This window comes from Pseudomonas sp. FG98, from assembly GCF_057808595.1.
Genome location: NZ_JBMDIJ010000006.1, coordinates 130,807 through 150,013, shown reverse-complemented (window position 1 = coordinate 150,013; position 19,207 = coordinate 130,807). Strand labels below are relative to the sequence as shown.

Annotated in this window: 19 protein-coding genes; 18 read left to right on the top strand and 1 reads right to left on the bottom strand. The window is 64.1% G+C overall.

Annotated elements, in window-relative coordinates; translation table 11 throughout:
- Positions 1–6: 6 nt before the first annotated feature.
- The 18 genes from ACODSK_RS06815 (at position 7) to ACODSK_RS06730 (ending at position 16,445) form a co-directional block, all read left to right on the top strand.
- Positions 7–1,221, top strand: a complete 1,215-nt coding sequence (locus ACODSK_RS06815; protein ID WP_489014811.1) for an IscS subfamily cysteine desulfurase — start codon at positions 7–9, stop codon at positions 1,219–1,221.
- Positions 1,222–1,267: 46 nt separating this feature from the next.
- Positions 1,268–1,654: a Fe-S cluster assembly scaffold IscU gene (iscU, locus tag ACODSK_RS06810; RefSeq protein ID WP_003248539.1), complete on the top strand. Its 387-nt coding sequence runs from the start codon at positions 1,268–1,270 to the stop codon at positions 1,652–1,654.
- Between the two features lie 28 nt (positions 1,655–1,682).
- A complete protein-coding gene (gene iscA, locus ACODSK_RS06805) occupies positions 1,683–2,006 on the top strand; it encodes an iron-sulfur cluster assembly protein IscA (protein WP_316919268.1) in 324 nt (107 codons plus the stop codon).
- A gap of 8 nt (positions 2,007–2,014) precedes the next feature.
- Positions 2,015–2,536, top strand: a complete 522-nt coding sequence (hscB, locus tag ACODSK_RS06800) for a co-chaperone HscB (protein WP_489014810.1) — start codon at positions 2,015–2,017, stop codon at positions 2,534–2,536.
- 42 nt (positions 2,537–2,578) lie between these two features.
- Entirely contained in the window at positions 2,579–4,444 is a 1,866-nt protein-coding gene (gene hscA / locus ACODSK_RS06795) for a Fe-S protein assembly chaperone HscA (protein WP_489014808.1), read from the top strand.
- Positions 4,444–4,785 carry an ISC system 2Fe-2S type ferredoxin gene (gene fdx / locus ACODSK_RS06790; RefSeq protein WP_489014806.1) on the top strand — a complete coding sequence of 114 codons (342 nt, stop codon included), beginning with the start codon at positions 4,444–4,446 and terminating at the stop codon, positions 4,783–4,785. Before hscA ends, fdx begins: the two co-directional genes overlap by 1 nt.
- A 14-nt stretch (positions 4,786–4,799) precedes the next feature.
- Positions 4,800–5,000 (top strand): Fe-S cluster assembly protein IscX, encoded by a 201-nt coding sequence (iscX, locus tag ACODSK_RS06785; RefSeq protein WP_489014805.1) that lies wholly within the window; start codon positions 4,800–4,802, stop codon positions 4,998–5,000.
- Between the two features lie 91 nt (positions 5,001–5,091).
- A complete protein-coding gene (gene ndk / locus ACODSK_RS06780; protein WP_489014803.1) occupies positions 5,092–5,517 on the top strand; it encodes a nucleoside-diphosphate kinase in 426 nt (141 codons plus the stop codon).
- Positions 5,518–5,545: 28 nt separating this feature from the next.
- Complete coding sequence (gene rlmN, locus ACODSK_RS06775; RefSeq protein ID WP_489014802.1) at positions 5,546–6,688, top strand: dual-specificity RNA methyltransferase RlmN; 1,143 nt, start codon at positions 5,546–5,548, stop codon at positions 6,686–6,688.
- A 13-nt stretch (positions 6,689–6,701) separates the two neighbouring features.
- Positions 6,702–7,463 (top strand): type IV pilus biogenesis/stability protein PilW, encoded by a 762-nt coding sequence (gene pilW / locus ACODSK_RS06770; protein ID WP_489014800.1) that lies wholly within the window; start codon positions 6,702–6,704, stop codon positions 7,461–7,463.
- Positions 7,463–8,521, top strand: a complete 1,059-nt coding sequence (locus ACODSK_RS06765; protein WP_489014798.1) for a RodZ domain-containing protein — start codon at positions 7,463–7,465, stop codon at positions 8,519–8,521. The genes pilW and ACODSK_RS06765 overlap by 1 nt, the downstream gene beginning before the upstream one ends.
- Positions 8,522–8,524: 3 nt before the next feature.
- Complete coding sequence (gene ispG, locus ACODSK_RS06760; protein ID WP_489014796.1) at positions 8,525–9,634, top strand: flavodoxin-dependent (E)-4-hydroxy-3-methylbut-2-enyl-diphosphate synthase; 1,110 nt, start codon at positions 8,525–8,527, stop codon at positions 9,632–9,634.
- Between the two features lie 28 nt (positions 9,635–9,662).
- Positions 9,663–10,952: a histidine--tRNA ligase gene (hisS, locus tag ACODSK_RS06755; RefSeq protein WP_489014795.1), complete on the top strand. Its 1,290-nt coding sequence runs from the start codon at positions 9,663–9,665 to the stop codon at positions 10,950–10,952.
- 36 nt (positions 10,953–10,988) lie between these two features.
- Complete coding sequence (locus tag ACODSK_RS06750; protein ID WP_489014793.1) at positions 10,989–11,630, top strand: YfgM family protein; 642 nt, start codon at positions 10,989–10,991, stop codon at positions 11,628–11,630.
- Complete coding sequence (gene bamB / locus ACODSK_RS06745; protein ID WP_489014792.1) at positions 11,623–12,774, top strand: outer membrane protein assembly factor BamB; 1,152 nt, start codon at positions 11,623–11,625, stop codon at positions 12,772–12,774. The genes ACODSK_RS06750 and bamB overlap by 8 nt, the downstream gene beginning before the upstream one ends.
- Before the next feature lie 119 nt (positions 12,775–12,893).
- Positions 12,894–14,360: a ribosome biogenesis GTPase Der gene (gene der, locus ACODSK_RS06740; protein WP_489014790.1), complete on the top strand. Its 1,467-nt coding sequence runs from the start codon at positions 12,894–12,896 to the stop codon at positions 14,358–14,360.
- A 157-nt stretch (positions 14,361–14,517) separates the two neighbouring features.
- Positions 14,518–15,666 (top strand): pyridoxal phosphate-dependent aminotransferase, encoded by a 1,149-nt coding sequence (locus ACODSK_RS06735; protein WP_489014788.1) that lies wholly within the window; start codon positions 14,518–14,520, stop codon positions 15,664–15,666.
- A complete protein-coding gene (locus ACODSK_RS06730; RefSeq protein ID WP_489014787.1) occupies positions 15,654–16,445 on the top strand; it encodes an amidohydrolase in 792 nt (263 codons plus the stop codon). The genes ACODSK_RS06735 and ACODSK_RS06730 overlap by 13 nt, the downstream gene beginning before the upstream one ends.
- Positions 16,446–16,549: 104 nt before the next feature.
- On the opposite strand, the gene ACODSK_RS06725 is transcribed toward ACODSK_RS06730, so the two are convergent.
- Positions 16,550–19,111: a PepSY domain-containing protein gene (locus tag ACODSK_RS06725; protein ID WP_489014785.1), complete on the bottom strand. Its 2,562-nt coding sequence runs from the start codon at positions 19,109–19,111 to the stop codon at positions 16,550–16,552.
- Between the last annotated feature and the right edge of the window lie 96 nt (positions 19,112–19,207).

Here is a 19,207-nt window from a genome sequence, read left to right as displayed (position 1 = left end):
TATTCAATGAAGTTGCCGATCTACCTCGATTATTCCGCGACCACTCCGGTCGACCCACGCGTCGCCCAGAAGATGAGCGAATGCCTGCTGGTCGACGGGAACTTCGGTAACCCGGCCTCGCGCTCCCACGTCTTCGGCTGGAAGGCCGAGGAAGCGGTCGAGAACGCCCGCCGCCAGGTCGCCGATCTGGTCAACGCCGATCCACGCGAAATCGTCTGGACCAGCGGCGCCACCGAATCCGACAACCTGGCGCTGAAGGGCGTTGCGCACTTCTACGGCTCCAAGGGCAAGCACATCATCACCTCCAAGATCGAGCACAAGGCGGTCCTGGACAGCACTCGCCAGCTCGAGCGCGAAGGCTTCGAGGTTACCTACCTGGAGCCGGGCGAAGACGGCCTGATCACTCCGGCACTGGTCGAAGCCGCCCTGCGTGACGACACCATCCTGGTTTCGGTAATGCACGTGAACAACGAGATCGGCACCATCAACGACATCGCTGCCATCGGTGAGCTGACCCGCTCCCGCGGCGTGCTGTTCCACGTCGACGCCGCTCAGTCCACCGGCAAGGTCGAGATCGACCTGCAGAAGCTGAAAGTCGACCTGATGTCCTTCTCCGCCCACAAGACCTATGGCCCGAAAGGCATTGGCGCGCTGTACGTCAGCCGCAAGCCTCGCGTGCGCCTGGAAGCGGCCATGCACGGCGGCGGTCACGAGCGCGGCATGCGTTCCGGCACCCTGGCCACCCACCAGATCGTCGGCATGGGCGAAGCCTTCGCCGTGGCGAAAGAGCTGATGGCCAGCGAGAACGTGCGCATCAAGGCCCTGAGCGACCGCTTCTTCAAGCAGGTACAAGGCCTGGAAGAGCTGTACGTCAACGGCAGCCTGACCGCGCGTATCCCGCACAACCTGAACCTGAGCTTCAACTATGTCGAAGGCGAGTCGCTGATCATGGCGCTCAAGGACCTGGCCGTTTCGTCCGGTTCCGCCTGTACTTCGGCATCCCTCGAGCCGTCCTACGTCCTGCGCGCCCTGGGCCGCAACGACGAACTGGCGCACAGCTCGATCCGTTTCACCTTCGGTCGTTTCACCACCGAAGAAGAAATCGACTACGCCGCGCAGAAAGTCTGCGAGGCCGTTACCAAGCTGCGCGAATTGTCGCCGCTGTGGGATATGTTCAAAGACGGCGTCGACATCTCCAAGATCGAGTGGGCTGCGCACTAAGTAGTCGCCGGCAAGAGCGGCTCCCTGATGAGGAAGGAATTGCACCATGGCATACAGTGAAAAGGTCATCGACCACTACGAAAACCCACGCAACGTCGGCAAGATGAACGCCGAAGACCCGGACGTAGGCACCGGCATGGTCGGCGCCCCGGCGTGTGGCGACGTGATGCGTCTGCAGATCAAGGTCAACGAGCAGGGCGTCATCGAAGACGCCAAGTTCAAGACCTACGGCTGCGGTTCGGCCATCGCCTCCAGCTCCCTCGCCACCGAGTGGATGAAGGGCAAGACCCTGGACGAAGCCGAAACCATCAAGAACACCCAGCTGGCCGAAGAACTGGCCCTGCCGCCGGTGAAGATCCACTGCTCGGTACTCGCTGAAGACGCCATCAAGGCGGCCGTTCGCGATTACAAGCAGAAGAAAGGTTTGATCTAACCCGCCTGTAGCAGGTCAAGGAGTCCCGATGGCTATCAGCATGACAGAAGCCGCCGCCAACCATGTGCGGCGCTCCCTCGAAGGACGCGGCAAAGGTGACGGCATTCGCCTGGGCGTCCGTACTACCGGCTGCTCCGGTCTGGCCTACGTGCTGGAGTTCGTCGACGAGCCGAACGACGAAGACCAGGTCTTCGAAAGCCATGGCATGAAGGTCATCATCGACCCGAAGAGCCTGGTCTACCTCGACGGCACCGAACTGGACTTCGTCAAGGAAGGGTTGAACGAAGGCTTCAAGTTCAACAACCCCAACGTGCGCGGTGAGTGTGGCTGCGGCGAAAGCTTCAACGTTTGAGGCTGCGCGTGGGTACTCCTTGTCATTTCGCCCTGTTTGACCTGCAACCGGACTTCCGTCTGGACCTCGACCAGTTGGCCAGCCGCTATCGCGAGCTGGCTCGCGCGGTGCACCCGGATCGCTTCGCCGATGCCTCCGAGCGTGAGCAGCGCCTGGCGCTGGAGCGTTCCGCCGGTCTCAACGAGGCCTACCAGACCCTCAAGAGCGCGCCCCGTCGGGCGCGTTACCTGTTGGCGATCGGCGGCCATGAAGTGCCGCAGGAAGTCACCGTCCACGATCCCGAGTTCCTCTTCCAGCAGATGCAATGGCGCGAAGAGCTCGAAGACCTGCAGGACAGTGCCGACCTCGATGGCGTGGCCGCTTTCAAGCGCCGCCTGAAGGTTGCCCAGGACGCCCTCAACGAGGAGTTCGCCGCGTGCTGGAACGACGCCGCGCAGCGTGAGCAGGCCGAGCGCCTGATGCGCCGCATGCAGTTCCTCGACAAGCTCGCCTACGAAGTGCGCCAGCTGGAAGAGCGCCTCGACGATTAACCCGGTGCCGCCGCTGGCGGCACCTTTGGTATTCAGATAAGCATGGCCCTACTGCAGATCGCCGAACCCGGTCAGAGCCCTCAACCCCACCAGCGCCGTCTGGCCGTGGGTATTGACCTTGGCACCACCAATTCGCTGGTCGCTGCCCTGCGCAGTGGTCTTTCCGCTCCGTTGCCCGATGCCGAAGGCCGGGTCATCCTGCCGTCCGCAGTGCGCTACCACGCCGATCGCATCGACGTCGGCCACGGTGCCCGCGAGGCGGCTTCGGCGGACCCGCTGAACACCATCCTCTCGGTCAAGCGCCTGATGGGCCGTGGCCTGGCGGACGTCAAGCAGCTCGGCGAGCAACTGCCGTACCGCTTCGTTGGCGGCGAGTCGCACATGCCGTTCATCGACACTGTCCAGGGGCCGAAGAGCCCGGTGGAAGTCTCGGCAGACATCCTCAAGGTCCTGCGCCAGCGCGCCGAGGCCACCCTCGGCGGTGAACTGGTCGGCGCGGTGATCACCGTTCCTGCCTATTTCGACGACGCCCAGCGCCAGGCCACCAAGGATGCCGCGCGTCTGGCCGGTCTCAACGTGCTGCGCCTGCTCAACGAGCCGACCGCTGCTGCCGTGGCCTACGGTCTGGACCAGAACGCCGAAGGCGTGGTGGCCATCTATGACCTGGGCGGCGGTACCTTCGATATTTCCATCCTGCGCCTGACTGGCGGGGTATTCGAAGTGCTGGCTACCGGCGGTGATACCGCCCTGGGTGGCGACGATTTCGACTACGCCATCGCCAGCTGGATCATCGAGTCCGCCGGGCTGTCCTCCGATCTCGACCCGAGCGCCCAGCGCCGCCTCCTGGAGACCGCCTGCGCGGCCAAGGAAGCGCTGACCGACGCTGAAGTCGTGAGCGTGAGCTACGACGGCTGGCAGGCCGAGCTGACCCGCGCTGCCTTCGATGCGCTGATCGAGCCGATGATCGCCCGCAGCCTCAAGGCCTGCCGCCGCGCCGTGCGCGACAGCGGTGTCGAGCTGGAAGAAGTCAGCGCCGTGGTCATGGTCGGTGGTTCGACCCGCGTACCGCGTGTGCGCAGTGCCGTTGGCGAGCTGTTCGGTCGCCAGCCGCTGACCGATATCGATCCGGACCAGGTGGTCGCCATTGGTGCCGCGATCCAGGCCGATACCCTGGCCGGCAACCAGCGTGAAGGCGGCGAACTGCTGCTGCTGGACGTTATTCCGCTGTCCCTGGGCCTGGAAACCATGGGCGGGCTGATGGAAAAGGTGATTCCGCGCAACACCACCATTCCGGTCGCCCGTGCCCAGGAGTTCACCACCTACAAGGACGGCCAGAGCGCCATGATGATCCACGTGCTCCAGGGCGAGCGCGAGCTGATCAGCGACTGTCGTTCCCTGGCGCGCTTCGAGTTGCGCGGTATTCCGGCCATGGTCGCCGGTGCGGCGAAGATCCGCGTGACCTTCCAGGTCGACGCCGACGGCCTGCTCAGCGTGTCTGCCCGCGAGCTGGGTTCGGGCGTGGAATCGAGCATCCAGGTCAAGCCGTCCTACGGCCTGACCGACGGCGAGATCGCCCGCATGCTCAAGGACTCCTTCGAACATGCCGGCAATGACAAGGTGGCGCGCCAGTTGCGCGAGCACCAGGTCGACGCCGAACGCCTGCTGGAAGCGGTGCAGGGTGCCCTCGATGCCGATGGCGAGCGCCTGCTGGACGCCGAGGAGCGCCTGGCGATCGAGCAACAAATGCAAGACTTGCGTGATTTGATGAACGGCACCGATGGCGCGGCCATCGAGCAGCAGACCAAGCGTCTGTCGCAGGTGACCGATGCCTTTGCCGCCCGACGCCTTGATTCGACGGTCAAAGCCGCACTGGCCGGGCGCAACCTGAATGAGATCGAGGACAACTGATGCCGCAGGTTACATTTCTGCCCCACGAGAAGTTCTGTCCGGACGGCCTGACCGTCGAGGCAGCACCGGGGACTTCCATTCTCGAACTGGCCCATGACCACCACATCGAGATCGAAAGCGCCTGTGGCGGCGTGTGCGCCTGCACCACCTGCCACTGCATCGTGCGCAAGGGCTTCGACACGGTCGAGGAAGCCGACGAGCTGGAAGAAGACATGCTGGACAAGGCCTGGGGCCTGGAAGCGCAGTCGCGCCTGGCCTGCCAGGTGAAGGTCGGCGAAGAAGACCTGACCATCGAGATTCCGAAGTACTCGCTCAACCACGCCGCCGAAGCGCCGCATTGATCCTGGAGCCGACCATGAGCCTGAAATGGATTGATGTACTTGAAATTGCTATCCAGCTTGCCGAAAGCAAGCCGGAAGTCGATCCTCGCTACCTGAATTTCGTCGATCTGCATCGCTGGGTGCTGGCATTGCCAGACTTCAACGACGATCCGGCGCGCGGTGGCGAGAAGGTCCTGGAAGCCATCCAGGCCGCCTGGATCGAAGAAGCCGACTGAGCGCACTCGGCAGGTTAGGCAATCCCCCGGAACCCGCGTATAATTCGCGGGTTTAATTTTTCGCATCACTTACTGTTTCTGGAGTTACACCATGGCTGTTCAACGTACTTTCTCCATCATCAAGCCTGACGCCGTTGCCAAGAACGTGATCGGCAAGATCACCACCCGTTTCGAAGAAGCCGGCCTGAAAATCGTCGCTTCGAAAATCAAGCAACTGTCCAAGGCCGAAGCCGAAGGCTTCTACGCCGAGCACAAAGAGCGCGGCTTCTTCGGTGACCTGGTTGCCTTCATGACTTCCGGTCCGGTCGTTGTCCAGGTTCTGGAAGGCGAGAACGCCATCGCTCGCAACCGTGAGCTGATGGGCGCTACCAACCCTAAAGAAGCTGCTCCAGGCACCATCCGCGCCGACTTCGCCGAATCCATCGACGCCAACGCCGTCCACGGTTCGGACTCCGAAGCCGCTGCCGCTCGCGAAATCGCTTACTTCTTCGCAGCTACCGAGGTAACCACTCGCTAAGCCACGGCTGACGAGTGAGGGTGAATCCATGACGACATCTACTGGCAAAACTAACCTGTTGGGGCTGACCCAGCCGGAAATGGAAAAGTTCTTCGACTCGATAGGGGAGAAGCGCTTCCGTGCCGGTCAGGTAATGAAATGGATTCACCACTTTGGCGTCGATGATTTCGACGCCATGACCAACGTCGGCAAGGCGCTGCGCGAAAAGCTGAAGAACTGCGCCGAGATTCGCGGCCCCGAAGTGGTCAGCGAGGACATCTCCGCAGACGGCACCCGCAAGTGGGTCGTGCGCGTGGCATCCGGCAGTTGTGTCGAAACCGTCTACATCCCCCAGGGCAAGCGCGGTACGTTGTGCGTATCGTCCCAGGCCGGTTGCGCCCTGGACTGCAGTTTCTGCTCCACCGGCAAGCAAGGATTCAACAGCAACCTCACCGCCGCCGAAGTCATCGGCCAGGTGTGGATTGCCAACAAGTCGTTCGGCTCCGTGCCGGCCACCATCGACCGCGCCATCACCAACGTGGTGATGATGGGCATGGGCGAGCCGCTGCTGAACTTCGACAACGTGGTCGCCGCCATGCACCTGATGATGGACGACCTCGGCTACGGCATTTCCAAGCGCCGGGTGACCCTATCCACCTCCGGCGTGGTGCCGATGATCGATGAGCTGGCCAAGCACATCGACGTCTCCCTGGCCCTGTCGCTGCACGCGCCGAACGATGCGCTGCGCAACGAACTGGTGCCGATCAACAAGAAGTACCCGCTCAAGGTCGTCCTCGACTCGTGCATGCGCTACATGTCCGAACTGGGCGAGAAGCGTGTGCTGACCATCGAGTACACCCTGCTCAAGGACGTCAACGACCAGCTCGAACACGCCAAGGAAATGGCCGAGCTGCTCAAGGACGTGCCGTGCAAGATCAACCTGATCCCGTTCAACCCGTTCCCGCATTCCGGTTACGAGCGTCCGAGCAACAACGCGATCCGCCGTTTCCAGGACTACATGCACAACGCCGGCTACAACGTGACCGTGCGCACCACCCGTGGCGAAGATATCGACGCGGCGTGCGGTCAACTGGTCGGTCAGGTGATGGACCGTACTCGTCGCAGTGAGCGCTACATCGCCGTGCGGCAATTGAACGCCGACGCCGATTCCAGCGGCGCGGCGGGCAACTGAGACGAGGCTTGCCATGACCCTGCGCGCCGCGCTGCCGCTTGTTCTGTTGACGACGCTGCTGTGCGGCTGCGTCAGCTCCGGCAGTTCCGACCCGCAGGCCACCGGCAAGGGGCGTGAAGAGGTCCGGCAGGCCTATGTGCAACTGGGCCTGGGCTACCTGCAGCAGGGCTACACCGAGCGCGCCAAGGTGCCACTGAAGAAGGCCCTCGAACTCGGTGGCAACGACGCCGATGTCAATGCGGCCCTGGCCCTGGTGTTCCAGCAGGAAGGCGAGACGACACTGGCCGACACGCACTTCCGCAAGGCCCTTTCGGCCCAGCCCCATGACCCGCGGATTCGCAACAACTACGGCAGTTTTCTCTATGCGCAGGGGCAATTTGCCAAGGCGCAGCAGATGTTTCGCCAAGCCTCGACCGATACCCTGTATCCTGAGCGGTCCCGGGTGTTTGAGAACCTCGGGCTGACGGCCCTGCGCATGGGCCAGCGCGACCAGGCGCGGGAATACCTGGAAAAGGCTTTACGTCTCAACCGCCAGCAACCCCGCGCGTTGCTGGAAATGGCTGAGATGTCTTACGAAGACAGGCATTATGTGCCAGCTCGCGAGTTCTACGACCGGCACAGCCGTCTGAGTGAACCGAGCGCCCGCAGCCTGTTGCTTGGCAATCGCCTGGCAACCGTCTTCGAAGAACGGACCAAGGCCACCGAACTGGGCCTGCAATTACAGCGACTTTATCCCGGTACGCCGGAATATCAGCAATACCTGTCGGAGCAATGATGAAAGCGGCGCATCCCGAAGCAGCAGCAACTCGCGAAAATCCCGGTGAGATCCTGCGTCAGGCCCGTGAAAGCAGGGACTGGTCGCAGGCCGAAGTGGCCCGCAAGCTCAACCTGACCGTAACCTCCCTGAACAACCTCGAGGCCGGCGCCTTCGACAAGCTGCCGGGGCATACCTTTGCCCGCGGCTATATCCGCGCCTACGCCAAACTGCTGGACATGGACCAGGCCGCCCTGGTGCAGTCCTTCGACCTCTGCACCGGCACCCACGCCCAAGGCAGCGACGTGCATGCCCTGGGCCGCATCGAGGAGCCGGTACGCCTCTCCCACAACATCCTGCGCATCGTCAGCCTGCTGTTGCTGGTGGTCGTGGTCGGTGGTGGCTTCGTCTGGTGGAAAGACCAGAGCGCCAACGCCTCCAGGGACCTGTTCAGCGCCGCGCCGGAACATATCGAAGTGGAGAGTGCCGACGGCACCACCCAGATTCATCCGCTGGACGAGCCGGAAGACCAGGCCGTGAGCGCTGGCCAGCAGCCTGAAAGCGCTGCCCCGGTCACCGAGCAGGCCCCGGCGGCGACTGAAACCGCGCCGCTGCCTCTGACCACTCCAGCCGCGCCTGTAGCCACAGCGCCAGCCGCGACCACTGCGCCTGCTGCTCCAGCCGCCACCGCACCGGCTGCCCATGCCGCCGCGACTCCTGCCCCTGCCGCGCCCGTCGCCCCGGCTGCTCCGGCCGTGACCGCCCCGGTCGCTGCGGCAGCTCCAGCTCCAGCTCCAGCTCCAGCAGCACCTGCAGCCCCGGTTGCCGCCCCAGCTGGCAGTGGCCAGGTCAACATCCAGTTCACCGCCGACTGCTGGACCTCGGTCACCGACGGCAACGGCAAGGTTCTGTACAGCGGTATCAAGCGCAAGGGCGAAAACCTTGAGCTGGCCGGCAAGCCTCCCTTCGCGGTACGCCTGGGCGTCGCCCGCGGTGCGCAGGTGAGCTACAACGGCCAGGCCGTCGATATCGCACCGTTCACCAGTGGCGAAACCGCTCGCCTGAAGTTGGGGCAATAAGTCATGCACGGCGAATCTCCGATCAAACGTCGCGAATCCCGGAAAATCTGGGTCGGTAACGTGCCTGTCGGCGGCGATGCTCCCATTGCCGTCCAGAGCATGACCAACACCGATACCAACGACGTTGCCGCCACTGTGGCGCAGATCAACCGCCTGATCGATGCCGGCGTCGACATCGTCCGCGTCTCGGTACCGGACATGGACGCCGCCGAAGCCTTCGGCCGTATCAAGCAGCAGGTCAGCGTGCCGCTGGTCGCCGATATCCACTTCGACTACCGCATCGCCCTGCGCGTGGCCGAGCTGGGCGTGGACTGCCTGCGTATCAACCCGGGCAACATCGGTCGCGAAGACCGTGTCCGCGCCGTGGTCGATGCCGCCCGCGACCGTGGCATCCCGATCCGCATCGGCGTCAACGCCGGTTCCCTGGAAAAGGACCTGCAGAAAAAGTACGGCGAACCGACCCCGGCTGCACTGGTGGAGTCGGCAATGCGCCACGTCGAGCACCTCGATCGTCTGGATTTCCAGGACTTCAAGGTCAGCGTCAAGGCCTCCGACGTGTTCATGGCGGTCGAAGCCTACCGCCTGCTGGCCAAGCAGATCGTCCAGCCGCTGCACCTGGGCATCACCGAAGCCGGTGGCCTGCGTTCGGGCACGGTGAAATCGGCGGTCGGCCTCGGTATGCTGCTCGCCGACGGGATTGGCGATACTATCCGCATTTCCCTGGCGGCAGACCCGGTCGAGGAAGTGAAGGTCGGCTACGACATCCTCAAGTCGCTGCACCTGCGTTCCCGTGGTATCAACTTCATCGCCTGCCCGAGCTGCTCGCGGCAGAACTTCGATGTGGTCAAGACCATGAACGAGCTCGAAGGCCGTCTGGAAGACCTGCTGGTGCCGATGGACGTTGCGGTGATCGGTTGCGTGGTCAACGGTCCCGGCGAAGCCAAGGAGGCCCATGTCGGCCTGACCGGTGGCACGCCGAACCTGATCTACATCGACGGCAAGCCGGCGCAGAAGCTGACCAATGACAACCTGGTGGATGACCTCGAGAAGCTCATCCGCCAGAAAGCGGCCGAGAAGGCCGAGGCCGACGCGGCATTGATTGCCCGCGGTTGACCGCTACAGATTTCGTTAAGGACCTTTCGTGAGCAAATCGCTGCAAGCCATCCGTGGCATGAACGACATCCTGCCCGAGCAGACGCCCCTGTGGCGTTATTTCGAAAGCACCGTCGCCGGTCTGCTGGATACCTACGGCTATCGCCAGATCCGCATGCCGATCGTCGAGTTCACCGAGCTGTTCAAGCGTTCCATCGGTGAAGTGACCGACATCGTCGAAAAAGAGATGTACACCTTCACCGACCGCAACGGCGATTCCCTGACCCTGCGCCCCGAAGGCACCGCGTCCTGCGTGCGTGCGGTGCTCGAGCACGGCATCAGCGGCAATGGCGAAGTGCAGAAGCTCTGGTACATCGGCCAGATGTTCCGCCACGAGCGTCCGCAGAAAGGCCGTTACCGCCAGTTCAACCAGATCGGCATCGAGGTGTTCAACCTCGACGGCCCGGACATCGACGCCGAGCTGATCGCCCTGACCTGGCGCCTGTGGGGCCTGCTGGGCCTGCGCGATGCGGTCACCCTGGAGCTGAACAGCCTGGGCACCAGCGAGGCCCGTGCCCGCTACCGTGACGCCCTGGTGGAATTCCTCTCGGCCCGTCTCGACCAGCTCGACGAAGACAGCCAGCGCCGTCTGAAGAGCAACCCGCTGCGCATCCTCGACAGCAAGGACGCCGGTACCCAGGCCGCCCTGGTCGGCGCACCGAAGCTGGAAGACTACCTGGACGAAGAGTCCCGGGTTCACTTCGAAGGCCTCAAGTCGCGCCTGGATGCCGCCGGCATTCCCTACGTGATCAACACCAAGCTGGTGCGTGGTCTCGACTACTACAGCAAGACCGTGTTCGAGTGGGTCACCGACAAGCTCGGCGCCCAGGGCACCGTCTGCGCCGGTGGCCGCTACGACGGTCTGGTCGAGCAGATGGGCGGCAAGCCGACCCCGGGCGTCGGTTTCGCCATGGGTATCGAGCGCTTGATCCTGCTGCTGGAAACCCTCGAACTGGTACCGGAGTCGATCTCCCGTCAGGTCGATGTCTACCTCTGTGCCTTTGGCGACGCTGCCGAACTGGCCGCCCTGCAACTGAGCGAGCGCCTGCGCGACCGGCTGCCGAACCTGCGCCTGCAGGTCAATGCCGGTGCCGGCAGCTTCAAGAGCCAGTTCAAGAAGGCCGACAAGAGCAACGCCCTGTACGCCCTCATCCTCGGAGAGGACGAACTGGCGCAACAAGTGGTAGGTTTCAAGCCCCTGCGTGGTCAGGGCGAACAACAAAACATTGCCTGGGATGCTCTGGCCGAGCACCTGGAAGCTTCCCTCGCGCAGGCCTGAAGCGCCCGCAGCCGAATTGTCGAAAGGAGTATTGGGGTGTCGAGTACCGATGATGAAACACTGGCCGCGGTCAAGGACTGGTGGGAGCGCAACGGCAAGCCACTGGTAACCGGCGGTCTGCTGGCCCTGGTCGCAGTGTTCGGCTGGCAGGCCTGGCACAAGTACCAGAACAACCAGTCGCAAGGCGCCTCGAACCTTTATCAGGCTCTGCTGGAAACTACCCTGACGCCGACCGGGACCCCGGACACGGCCAAGGTCGCCGAGCTGTCGGGCAAGCTGAAGAGCGAGTTCGGCGGCACCGCGTATGCCCAGTACGGCAGCCTGTTCGTCGCCAAGGTCGCGGTTGAAAGCGGCAAGCTGGACGACGCCGTCGCCGAACTGAAGAGCGTCTACGACAAGCCGGCCGACGCGACCCTGGGCGAGATCGCCCGTCAGCGCCTGGCCCGCGTGCTGGCCGCGCAGAACAAGGCCGACGAGGCCCTGAAGCTGCTCGATGGCGATACCGACAAGGCATTCGTTGCCACCCGCGAAGAGCTGAAAGGCGACCTGCTGGTACAACTGGGCCGCGCCGATGACGCCCATGCTGCATATGAAAAAGCCAAGGCCGCACTGTCCGACGACGACGCGGTAGGTGGCCTGCAACTCAAGCTCGACGACCTGGCCAAAGGGGATGCGTGACGTGATCGGTTGGAAACATGCAGCAGTGCTGACCCTGGCCATTCTGGCCGCGGGTTGCAGCAGCAACAGCAAGAAGGAATTGCCTCCGGCCGAGCTGACCAAGTTCACCGAAGAGGTGGTGTTGCAGAAGCAGTGGAGCCGTTCGATCGGTGACGGTCAGGGCGAGACCTGGAACATGCTGGTTCCGGCCATCGAGAACGATCGCATCTACGCCTCCGACGTGACCGGCGTGGTCATGTCGCTGGACCGCATGAATGGCGACGTGGTCTGGAAGAAGGACTTGGAAAAACCCATCTCCGGCGCGGTCGGCGTGGGTTACGGCATGGTCCTGCTGGGCACCATCAAGGGCGAGGTGATTGCCCTGGATTCCAGCACCGGCGAGGAGAAATGGACCGCTCGCGTGACCAGCGAAGTGCTGGCCCCGCCTGCCACCAACGGTGACGTGGTAGTGGTACAGACCCAGGACGACCGTCTGATCGGCCTCGACGCCGCTACTGGCGACCGTCGCTGGATCTACGACAGCACCCCGGCAGTCCTGACCCTGCGTGGTACCGGCGCGCCGATCGTGACCAACCACCTGGCGGTCGCCGGCCTGTCCAGCGGCAAGGTCATCGCCCTGGATACCAGCAACGGCGTGCCGGTGTGGGAGCAGCGTGTAGCCATCCCGCAAGGCCGTTCGGAACTGGACCGCGTGGTGGACATCGACGGCGGCCTGCTGCTGTCCGGTGGCACCCTGTACGTCGCCACCTACCAGGGCCGTGTCGCTGGCCTGGACCTGGAATCCGGCCGTGTCCTGTGGCAGCGCGATGCCTCCAGTTACACCGGCGTGGCGCAAGGCTTCGGCAACGTCTACGTGAGCGAGGCTTCGGGCACTGTCGAAGGTATCGACGAGCGTTCGTCCTCGGCACTGTGGAGCAACGACCAACTGGCCCGTCGCCAGCTGTCGGCGCCGGAAGTGTTCTCCAGCTACGTGGCGGTCGGTGACCTGGAAGGTTACCTGCACCTGCTCAGCCAGGTGGACGGTCGCTTCGTCGGCCGCGAGCGTATCGACAGCGATGGCCTGCGTGCCCGTCCGCTGGTCGATGGCAACATGATCTACGTGTATGGCAACAGCGGTACCCTCGAGGCGCTGACCATCAAGTAAGTCTATGCTTGGGACCTTCGGGTCCCGGGCCGCGACGTCGAGAGACGTTGCCCGACACATTCGGCCGCTGCCCCGCAGCGGCCTTTGTATTTTTTGAAATTAAGCAATTGGAGAGCCGCATGGTTCCCGTAATCGCCCTGGTGGGTCGCCCCAACGTCGGCAAGTCCACCATGTTCAACCGCCTGACCAAGACCCGCGACGCCATCGTTGGCGACCTCTCGGGCCTGACCCGCGACCGCCAGTACGGTGAAGCGCGCTGGCAGGGCCGTACCTTCATCCTGATCGACACCGGCGGTATCACCGGTGACGAGGCGGGCATGGACGAGAAGATGGCCGAGCAGTCGCTCATGGCCATCGAAGAAGCCGACTACGTGCTGTTCCTGGTCGACGCACGCGCCGGCCTGACCGCCGCCGACCAGATGATCGCCGAGCACCTGCGCAAGCGGAACAAACAGTCGTTCCTGGTGGCCAACAAGGTCGACAACATCGATCCGGATACCGCCCGCGCCGAATTCGCCCCGATGGGCATGGGCAACGCCATCCCGGTGGCCGGCTCGCAAGGCCGCGGCATCAACGCGATGATGGAAATCGTCCTCGGCGACGTGCCGCGCGACCAGGAAGAAGAGTCCCTCGACGAGAACGTCGCCGAAGGCGAGGAAGCCACGCGCATTCCCGGCCCGAGCGAGAAGGATGGCATCAAGATCGCCATCATCGGTCGCCCCAACGTCGGCAAGTCGACCCTGGTCAACCGCATGCTCGGTGAAGAGCGCGTGGTGGTCTACGACGAGCCCGGCACCACCCGCGACAGCATCTACATTCCCTTCGAGCGCAACGAAGAGAAGTACACCCTGATCGACACGGCCGGTGTGCGTAAACGCGGCAAGATCCACGAGGAAGTCGAGAAGTTCTCGGTAGTGAAGACCCTCCAGGCGATCAAGGACGCCAACGTGGTGATCTTCGTCATGGATGCCCGCGAAGGCGTGGTCGACCACGACCTCAACCTGCTGGGCTTCGCCCTCGAAGCCGGTCGCGCCATCGTTATCGCCCTGAACAAGTGGGACGGCATGCAGCCGAGCGAGCGTGACTATGTGAAGACCGAGCTGGAGCGCCGGCTGTTCTTCGTCGACTTCGCCGACATCCACTTCATCTCGGCCCTGCACGGCACTGGCGTCGGCAACCTGTACCAGTCGGTGCAGAACTCGTTCAAGTCGGCGGTCACCCGCTGGCCGACCAGCCGCCTGACCCAGATCCTCGAAGACGCGGTCAGCGAGCACCAGCCGCCGATGGTCAACGGCCGCCGCATCAAGCTGCGCTATGCCCACCTCGGTGGTGCCAACCCGCCGATCATCGTGATCCACGGCAACCAGGTGGAGAAGGTCCCGCGTTCCTACTCGCGTTACCTGGAAAACACCTACCGCCGTGTGCTCAAGCTGGTCGGTACGCCGATCCGCATCGAGTACAAGGGCAGCGACAACCCGTTCGAGGGCAACAAGAACACCCTCACCGACCGCCAGGTCAACAAGAAGCGCCGGTTGATGTCGCACCACAAGAAGGCCGAGAAGAAGCGCAAGGACAAGCGCAAGTAAGCTCGCAGCGGCGCAGGGCTGGTCCCTGCGCCGCGGTCTTGTTGATCCCGGTCAGCGCCCCCCGCCGACCCTGTGTTACAAGCTTTTTCCTGACCCGTCGATCCGCTATGCTCGGTGACCACCGCACCTGAGCCGGTTCCGCAGGAAAGAGGGCTTCATGATCAGCAGCAAGCTGCCGAATGTCGGCACGACCATCTTCACCACCATGTCCCAGCTCGCCGTGCAAACCGGTGCGTTGAACCTGTCCCAGGGATTTCCCGACTTCAATGGCCCGCAGGCACTGCTCGATGCGGTGGGGCGGCATGTCAGCGCCGGGCACAACCAGTATTCGCCGATGACCGGCTTGCCCGCCTTGCGCCAGCAAGTGGCGGCGAAGATCGCCCGGCATTACGGCGTCAACGTCGATGCCGATCACGAGGTGACCATCGTTCCCGGTGCCACCGAAGGCATCTTCTGCGCCATCCAGGCAGTGATCCGCGCCGGTGACGAAGTCATCGTCTTCGACCCCAGCTACGACAGCTACGAGCCTTCGGTGGAACTGGCCGGTGGCCGCTGCGTGCATGTGCAACTGGACCCGGTGGACTTCAGCATCGACTGGCAGAAGTTCAGCGACGCGCTGAGCCCGAAAACCCGCATGGTCATCATCAACTCGCCGCACAACCCCAGCGGTGCGCTGATCACCCGGGCCGACCTCGACCAGTTGGCCGCGCTGATCGCCGAGCGCGACATCTACCTGATCAGCGACGAGGTCTACGAGCACCTGGTGTTCGACGGCGTCGCCCATGCCAGCGTGCTGGCCCATGAGGCGCTGTACCCGCGTGCCTTCGTGGTCAGCTCGTTCGGCAAGACCTACCACGTTACCGGCTGGAAGACCGGCTACGTGATCGCGCCCCCGGCGCTGAGCGCCGAGCTGCGCAAGGTCCACCAGTACGTCAACTTCTGCGGCGTGACCCCGCTGCAATGGGCGCTGGCCGATTTCATGGCCGAGCATCCGGAGCATATCGACGAACTGCCGGCCTTCTACCAGGCCAAGCGCGACCTGTTCTGCGACCTGCTGACGCCATCGCGCTTCCAGTTCCGCCGGTCGCCGGGTACCTATTTCCAGTTGGTGGACTACTCGGCCATTCGCCCGGACCTCAACGATGTCGACATGGCCCTGTGGCTGACCCGCGAGCACGGCGTGGCGACCATTCCGGTGTCGGTGTTCTACCAGCAACCCATTGCCGAACAGCGCCTGGTGCGCCTGTGTTTCGCCAAACGCGAGGAGACGCTGCGCGAGGCAGCGGAAAAACTATGCGCGATCTGAGCAGCCTGCCCAACCTGAGCGTCGCCCTGGTCCAGACCAGCCTGGTCTGGCAGGACCGCCAGGGCAACTACGAGCACTTCGAGGCCTTGCTCGACCAGGCCAAGGGCGCCGACCTGGTGATCCTCCCGGAGATGTTCACCACCGGTTTTTCCATGGACTCGGAGCGTCTTGCCGAGCCGGAGAACGGCCCGACCTATGCCTGGCTCAAGGCCCAGGCCAAGCGCATCGATGCAGTGATCACCGGTAGCGTGATCATCCAGGCCGCCGACGGCAGCCACCGCAACCGCCTGCTCTGGGCGCGGCCGGACGGCGAGATCCTGCACTACGACAAGCGCCACCTGTTCCGCATGGCCGGCGAGCACAAGCACTACACCCCGGGCGAGCGCCAGGTGCAGTTCGAACTCAAGGGTTGGCGGGTACGTCCGCTGATTTGCTACGACCTGCGTTTCCCGGTGTGGAGCCGCGATGCCCAGGACACCGACCTGCTGCTGTACACCGCCAACTGGCCGGCGGCGCGGCGCCAGCATTGGAACCGGCTGTTGCCGGCGCGGGGGATCGAGAACCTGTGCTATGTGGCAGCGGTGAATCGGGTGGGGACGGACGGGAAGGGCTTTGCCTATACCGGCGACAGCCAGGTGCTGGATTTCCAGGGCGAAAGCCTGTTGAGTGCCGGGGAGGCGGACGGGGTGTTTACCGTGGTGCTGAGTTCGGCGGACCTGGCGGCGTACCGGACCCGCTTCCCGGCCAATCTGGATGCCGATAGTTTCGAGCTTCACTGAGCCCTTGAGGGCCTCATCGCTGGCAACGCCAGCTCCCACAGGATTTTTGTGCACCACCAAACCCTGTGGGAGCCGGCGTTGCCGGCGATGAGGCCCTCAGCATCTCAATAAACGTCCCGGCGATACCGCCCCAGTTCGATCAACTCCTCGACCGCCGCCTCGCCGAGCAATCCGTTAAGCGCCGCATCCACTCCGCCAGCCATGCCTTGCAGGCTGCCGCAGATATAGATCGCCGCACCTTCCTCCAGCCAGCGCTTCAGTTCTTCGCCGCGCTGCAACAGCAGGTCCTGGACATAGACCTTCTCCGCCTGGTCCCGCGAGAACGCCAGGTCCAGCCGCGCCAGGTCACCATTGGCCAGCCAGCCTTGCAACTCCTCCCGGCAGTGGAAGTCATGGGCTTCATTGCGCTCGCCGAACAGTAGCCAGTTGCGCTGTTCACCGCTGGCGATTCGCGCCTTGAGCAGGCTGCGCAGCCCGGCCAGGCCGGTGCCGTTGCCGACCAGGATCATCGGCACCGACTCGGCCGGCAGATGGAAGCCGCTGTTACGCCGCAGGCGCAGGCTGACACTGTCGCCCAGCGCCATATGCTCGGTCAGCCAGCCGGAGCCGAGGCCCAGGCTGCCATCGGCATGCCGTTCCTGGCGCACGATCAGTTCCAGCACGCCGTCGGCGGCGATCGAGGCAATGGAGTATTCCCGGGCATCCAGCGGAATCAGCGCATCCACCAGCGCCTGCGCATGCAGGCCGACCAGGTGTTCGCGGCTGACCGGCAACTGGCGGCCGGCGAGGGCGGCAGCCAGGGATTCGCCCAGGCCAGCGACCTGGACTTCGCTATTGCCATCCAGGCCGAGCCCTTGCAGGAAGCGCTGCACCGTGGCCGGAGCCTGGCGCGGGATGATCTCGACCAGATCGCCGGCCTCCCATTGCGCAGGCGAGGGCGGGTTCAGCCCCAACAGGAATACCGGCTGGCCCTGGCTGCCAGGGTTGAGCAGCTCGCGGCGATTCAAGGTCCACGGCGCGAACTCCGGCGCCTGCCATACCGGTACTACGCTGCTGCCACTCAGTTCCGCCAGCTGTTGCTGCCAATGTTGCAGGGCCACCGGGTCGGCGCTGTCCACCTCGATCGGGGCGAAGCGGGCGTGGGCGCCGCGTTCGCCGAGCCAGGCGTGCAGGCGCCGGGCAAAGCCGCAGAAGTGCGGATACTGACGGTCGCCCAGGGCCAGCAGCGAGTAGTTCAACCCTTCCAGCGACCACGGCTGGCCGAGCACCTTGCGTTCGAAACCACGGGCACTGTCCGGCGCTTCGCCATCGCCGAAGGTACTGACCACGAACAGCGCACGCCCGGCCTGACGCAGATCGTCCTCGCTCAGGCTGGCCAGCGATTGCACCCGCACCGGCAGACCGGCGGCCTGCAATTGCCCGGCGCTCTGCCAGGCCAGTTGTTCGGCGAAACCGCTCTGGCTGGCGAAACCCACCAGCCAGCTGTCGGCCTGGCCGCTGCCCTGGACCAGGCCGCTGCGGGCTGCGCGGACCTGGCGCTTCTTGCGCCGACGATCGAGGTACAGCAGCCAGCCGGTGACGAAGAACAGCGGCATGCTCAGGCTGGCGATGGTTACCAGGATGCGCCCGGTCAGGCCCCAGTAGCTGCCGACGTGCAGGGCATAGACGCTGGTCAGCAACTGCGCCTTGAACGACTTGTCGTTGTACACCTCCTGGCGTTTCACCTGGCCGTTGGCCGGGTCGAGGGTCAGGGTGTTGAGGGCGCGTTCGTGGGCGGCATCGTCCAGTAGATAGAAGAGCATCGCCGGCTGTCCTCCCGCCGGCGGCAGACGCAGGTTATAGGCGGCCAGACCCGGTCCGGCGGCCTTTTGCAGGCTGGCCCAGATGGCGTCGTAGTCCACCACCAGCGCCGGAGCGTTGGTGTCGGGCTTAGGCGGGCCGCCATGGCCGCCGCGTCCTTCGCCGCGTTTCTTTTGTTGCTGGCCTGCCGGTGGCTTGTCCGCCAGCAGTTTGTTCAACCCCTCGCGGTACCACTCGTAGGACCAGAACAGGCCGGTCAGGGCAAACAGGAGATAGAACAGCAGGCACCAGGTGCCGAACACCGCATGCAGGTCCCAGTTGAATGCACGTCCTTTCTTGGCCCAGTCGAGGGTCAGCCAGACCCGCCAGTTCAGTGCCTGGCGCGGCCAGCGCAGGTACAGGCCGGACAGGCAGAAGAACACCAGGATCAGGGTGCAGGCGCCGGTGATCTGCCGGCCGGTGTCACCGATGGTGAGGAAGCGGTGCAGGTTGAGCATCAGGTTGAAGAAGTCCTGGCCCACCACATCGCCCTGGAAGGCACCGGTGTAGGGATCGACGTAGCGCAGCTGGCCACGGCGTTCACCCGGCGGCGGGGTGAAGAAGACCCGCGCGGCGGCGTCGCTGTGGGTCTCGACCCAGAGCATGGCAACCTTCTTGCCCTCGGTTTCCTCGACCCGGCGCACCAGTTCGGCCGGCGCCAGCACACCGCCCTCGCGCACCTGGACCTTGAGCACCTGCGGGTTGATGGCCCGGAGGATCTCATCCTGGAACGAATACGCTGCGCCGGTGATGCCCATCAGCGCGAGCACCAGCCCGGCGGTGATGCCGAAGAACCAGTGCAATTGGAACAGCGTCTTTTTCAACACATCGATCACCTGATACGTCTGGGAATGCGAATTAGTCGCGCATTATGCCTTGATACACAAAAGCCCCGCTCACCTGAATGAGCGGGGCTGGACCTG

What these genes read in the sequence shown, in the direction of transcription:
- der (WP_489014790.1), top strand. Translation starts at nt 12,894, where the DNA reads ATGGTTCCCGTAATCGCCCTGGTGGGTCGCCCCAACGTCGGCAAGTCC.
- ACODSK_RS06735 (WP_489014788.1), top strand. Translation starts at nt 14,518, where the DNA reads ATGATCAGCAGCAAGCTGCCGAATGTCGGCACGACCATCTTCACCACC.
- bamB (WP_489014792.1), top strand. Translation starts at nt 11,623, where the DNA reads ATGCGTGACGTGATCGGTTGGAAACATGCAGCAGTGCTGACCCTGGCC.
- ndk (WP_489014803.1), top strand. Translation starts at nt 5,092, where the DNA reads ATGGCTGTTCAACGTACTTTCTCCATCATCAAGCCTGACGCCGTTGCC.
- iscX (WP_489014805.1), top strand. Translation starts at nt 4,800, where the DNA reads ATGAGCCTGAAATGGATTGATGTACTTGAAATTGCTATCCAGCTTGCC.
- rlmN (WP_489014802.1), top strand. Translation starts at nt 5,546, where the DNA reads ATGACGACATCTACTGGCAAAACTAACCTGTTGGGGCTGACCCAGCCG.
- ACODSK_RS06815 (WP_489014811.1), top strand. Translation starts at nt 7, where the DNA reads ATGAAGTTGCCGATCTACCTCGATTATTCCGCGACCACTCCGGTCGAC.
- fdx (WP_489014806.1), top strand. Translation starts at nt 4,444, where the DNA reads ATGCCGCAGGTTACATTTCTGCCCCACGAGAAGTTCTGTCCGGACGGC.
- ACODSK_RS06765 (WP_489014798.1), top strand. Translation starts at nt 7,463, where the DNA reads ATGAAAGCGGCGCATCCCGAAGCAGCAGCAACTCGCGAAAATCCCGGT.
- ispG (WP_489014796.1), top strand. Translation starts at nt 8,525, where the DNA reads ATGCACGGCGAATCTCCGATCAAACGTCGCGAATCCCGGAAAATCTGG.
- pilW (WP_489014800.1), top strand. Translation starts at nt 6,702, where the DNA reads ATGACCCTGCGCGCCGCGCTGCCGCTTGTTCTGTTGACGACGCTGCTG.
- hscA (WP_489014808.1), top strand. Translation starts at nt 2,579, where the DNA reads ATGGCCCTACTGCAGATCGCCGAACCCGGTCAGAGCCCTCAACCCCAC.
- ACODSK_RS06730 (WP_489014787.1), top strand. Translation starts at nt 15,654, where the DNA reads ATGCGCGATCTGAGCAGCCTGCCCAACCTGAGCGTCGCCCTGGTCCAG.
- iscU (WP_003248539.1), top strand. Translation starts at nt 1,268, where the DNA reads ATGGCATACAGTGAAAAGGTCATCGACCACTACGAAAACCCACGCAAC.
- iscA (WP_316919268.1), top strand. Translation starts at nt 1,683, where the DNA reads ATGGCTATCAGCATGACAGAAGCCGCCGCCAACCATGTGCGGCGCTCC.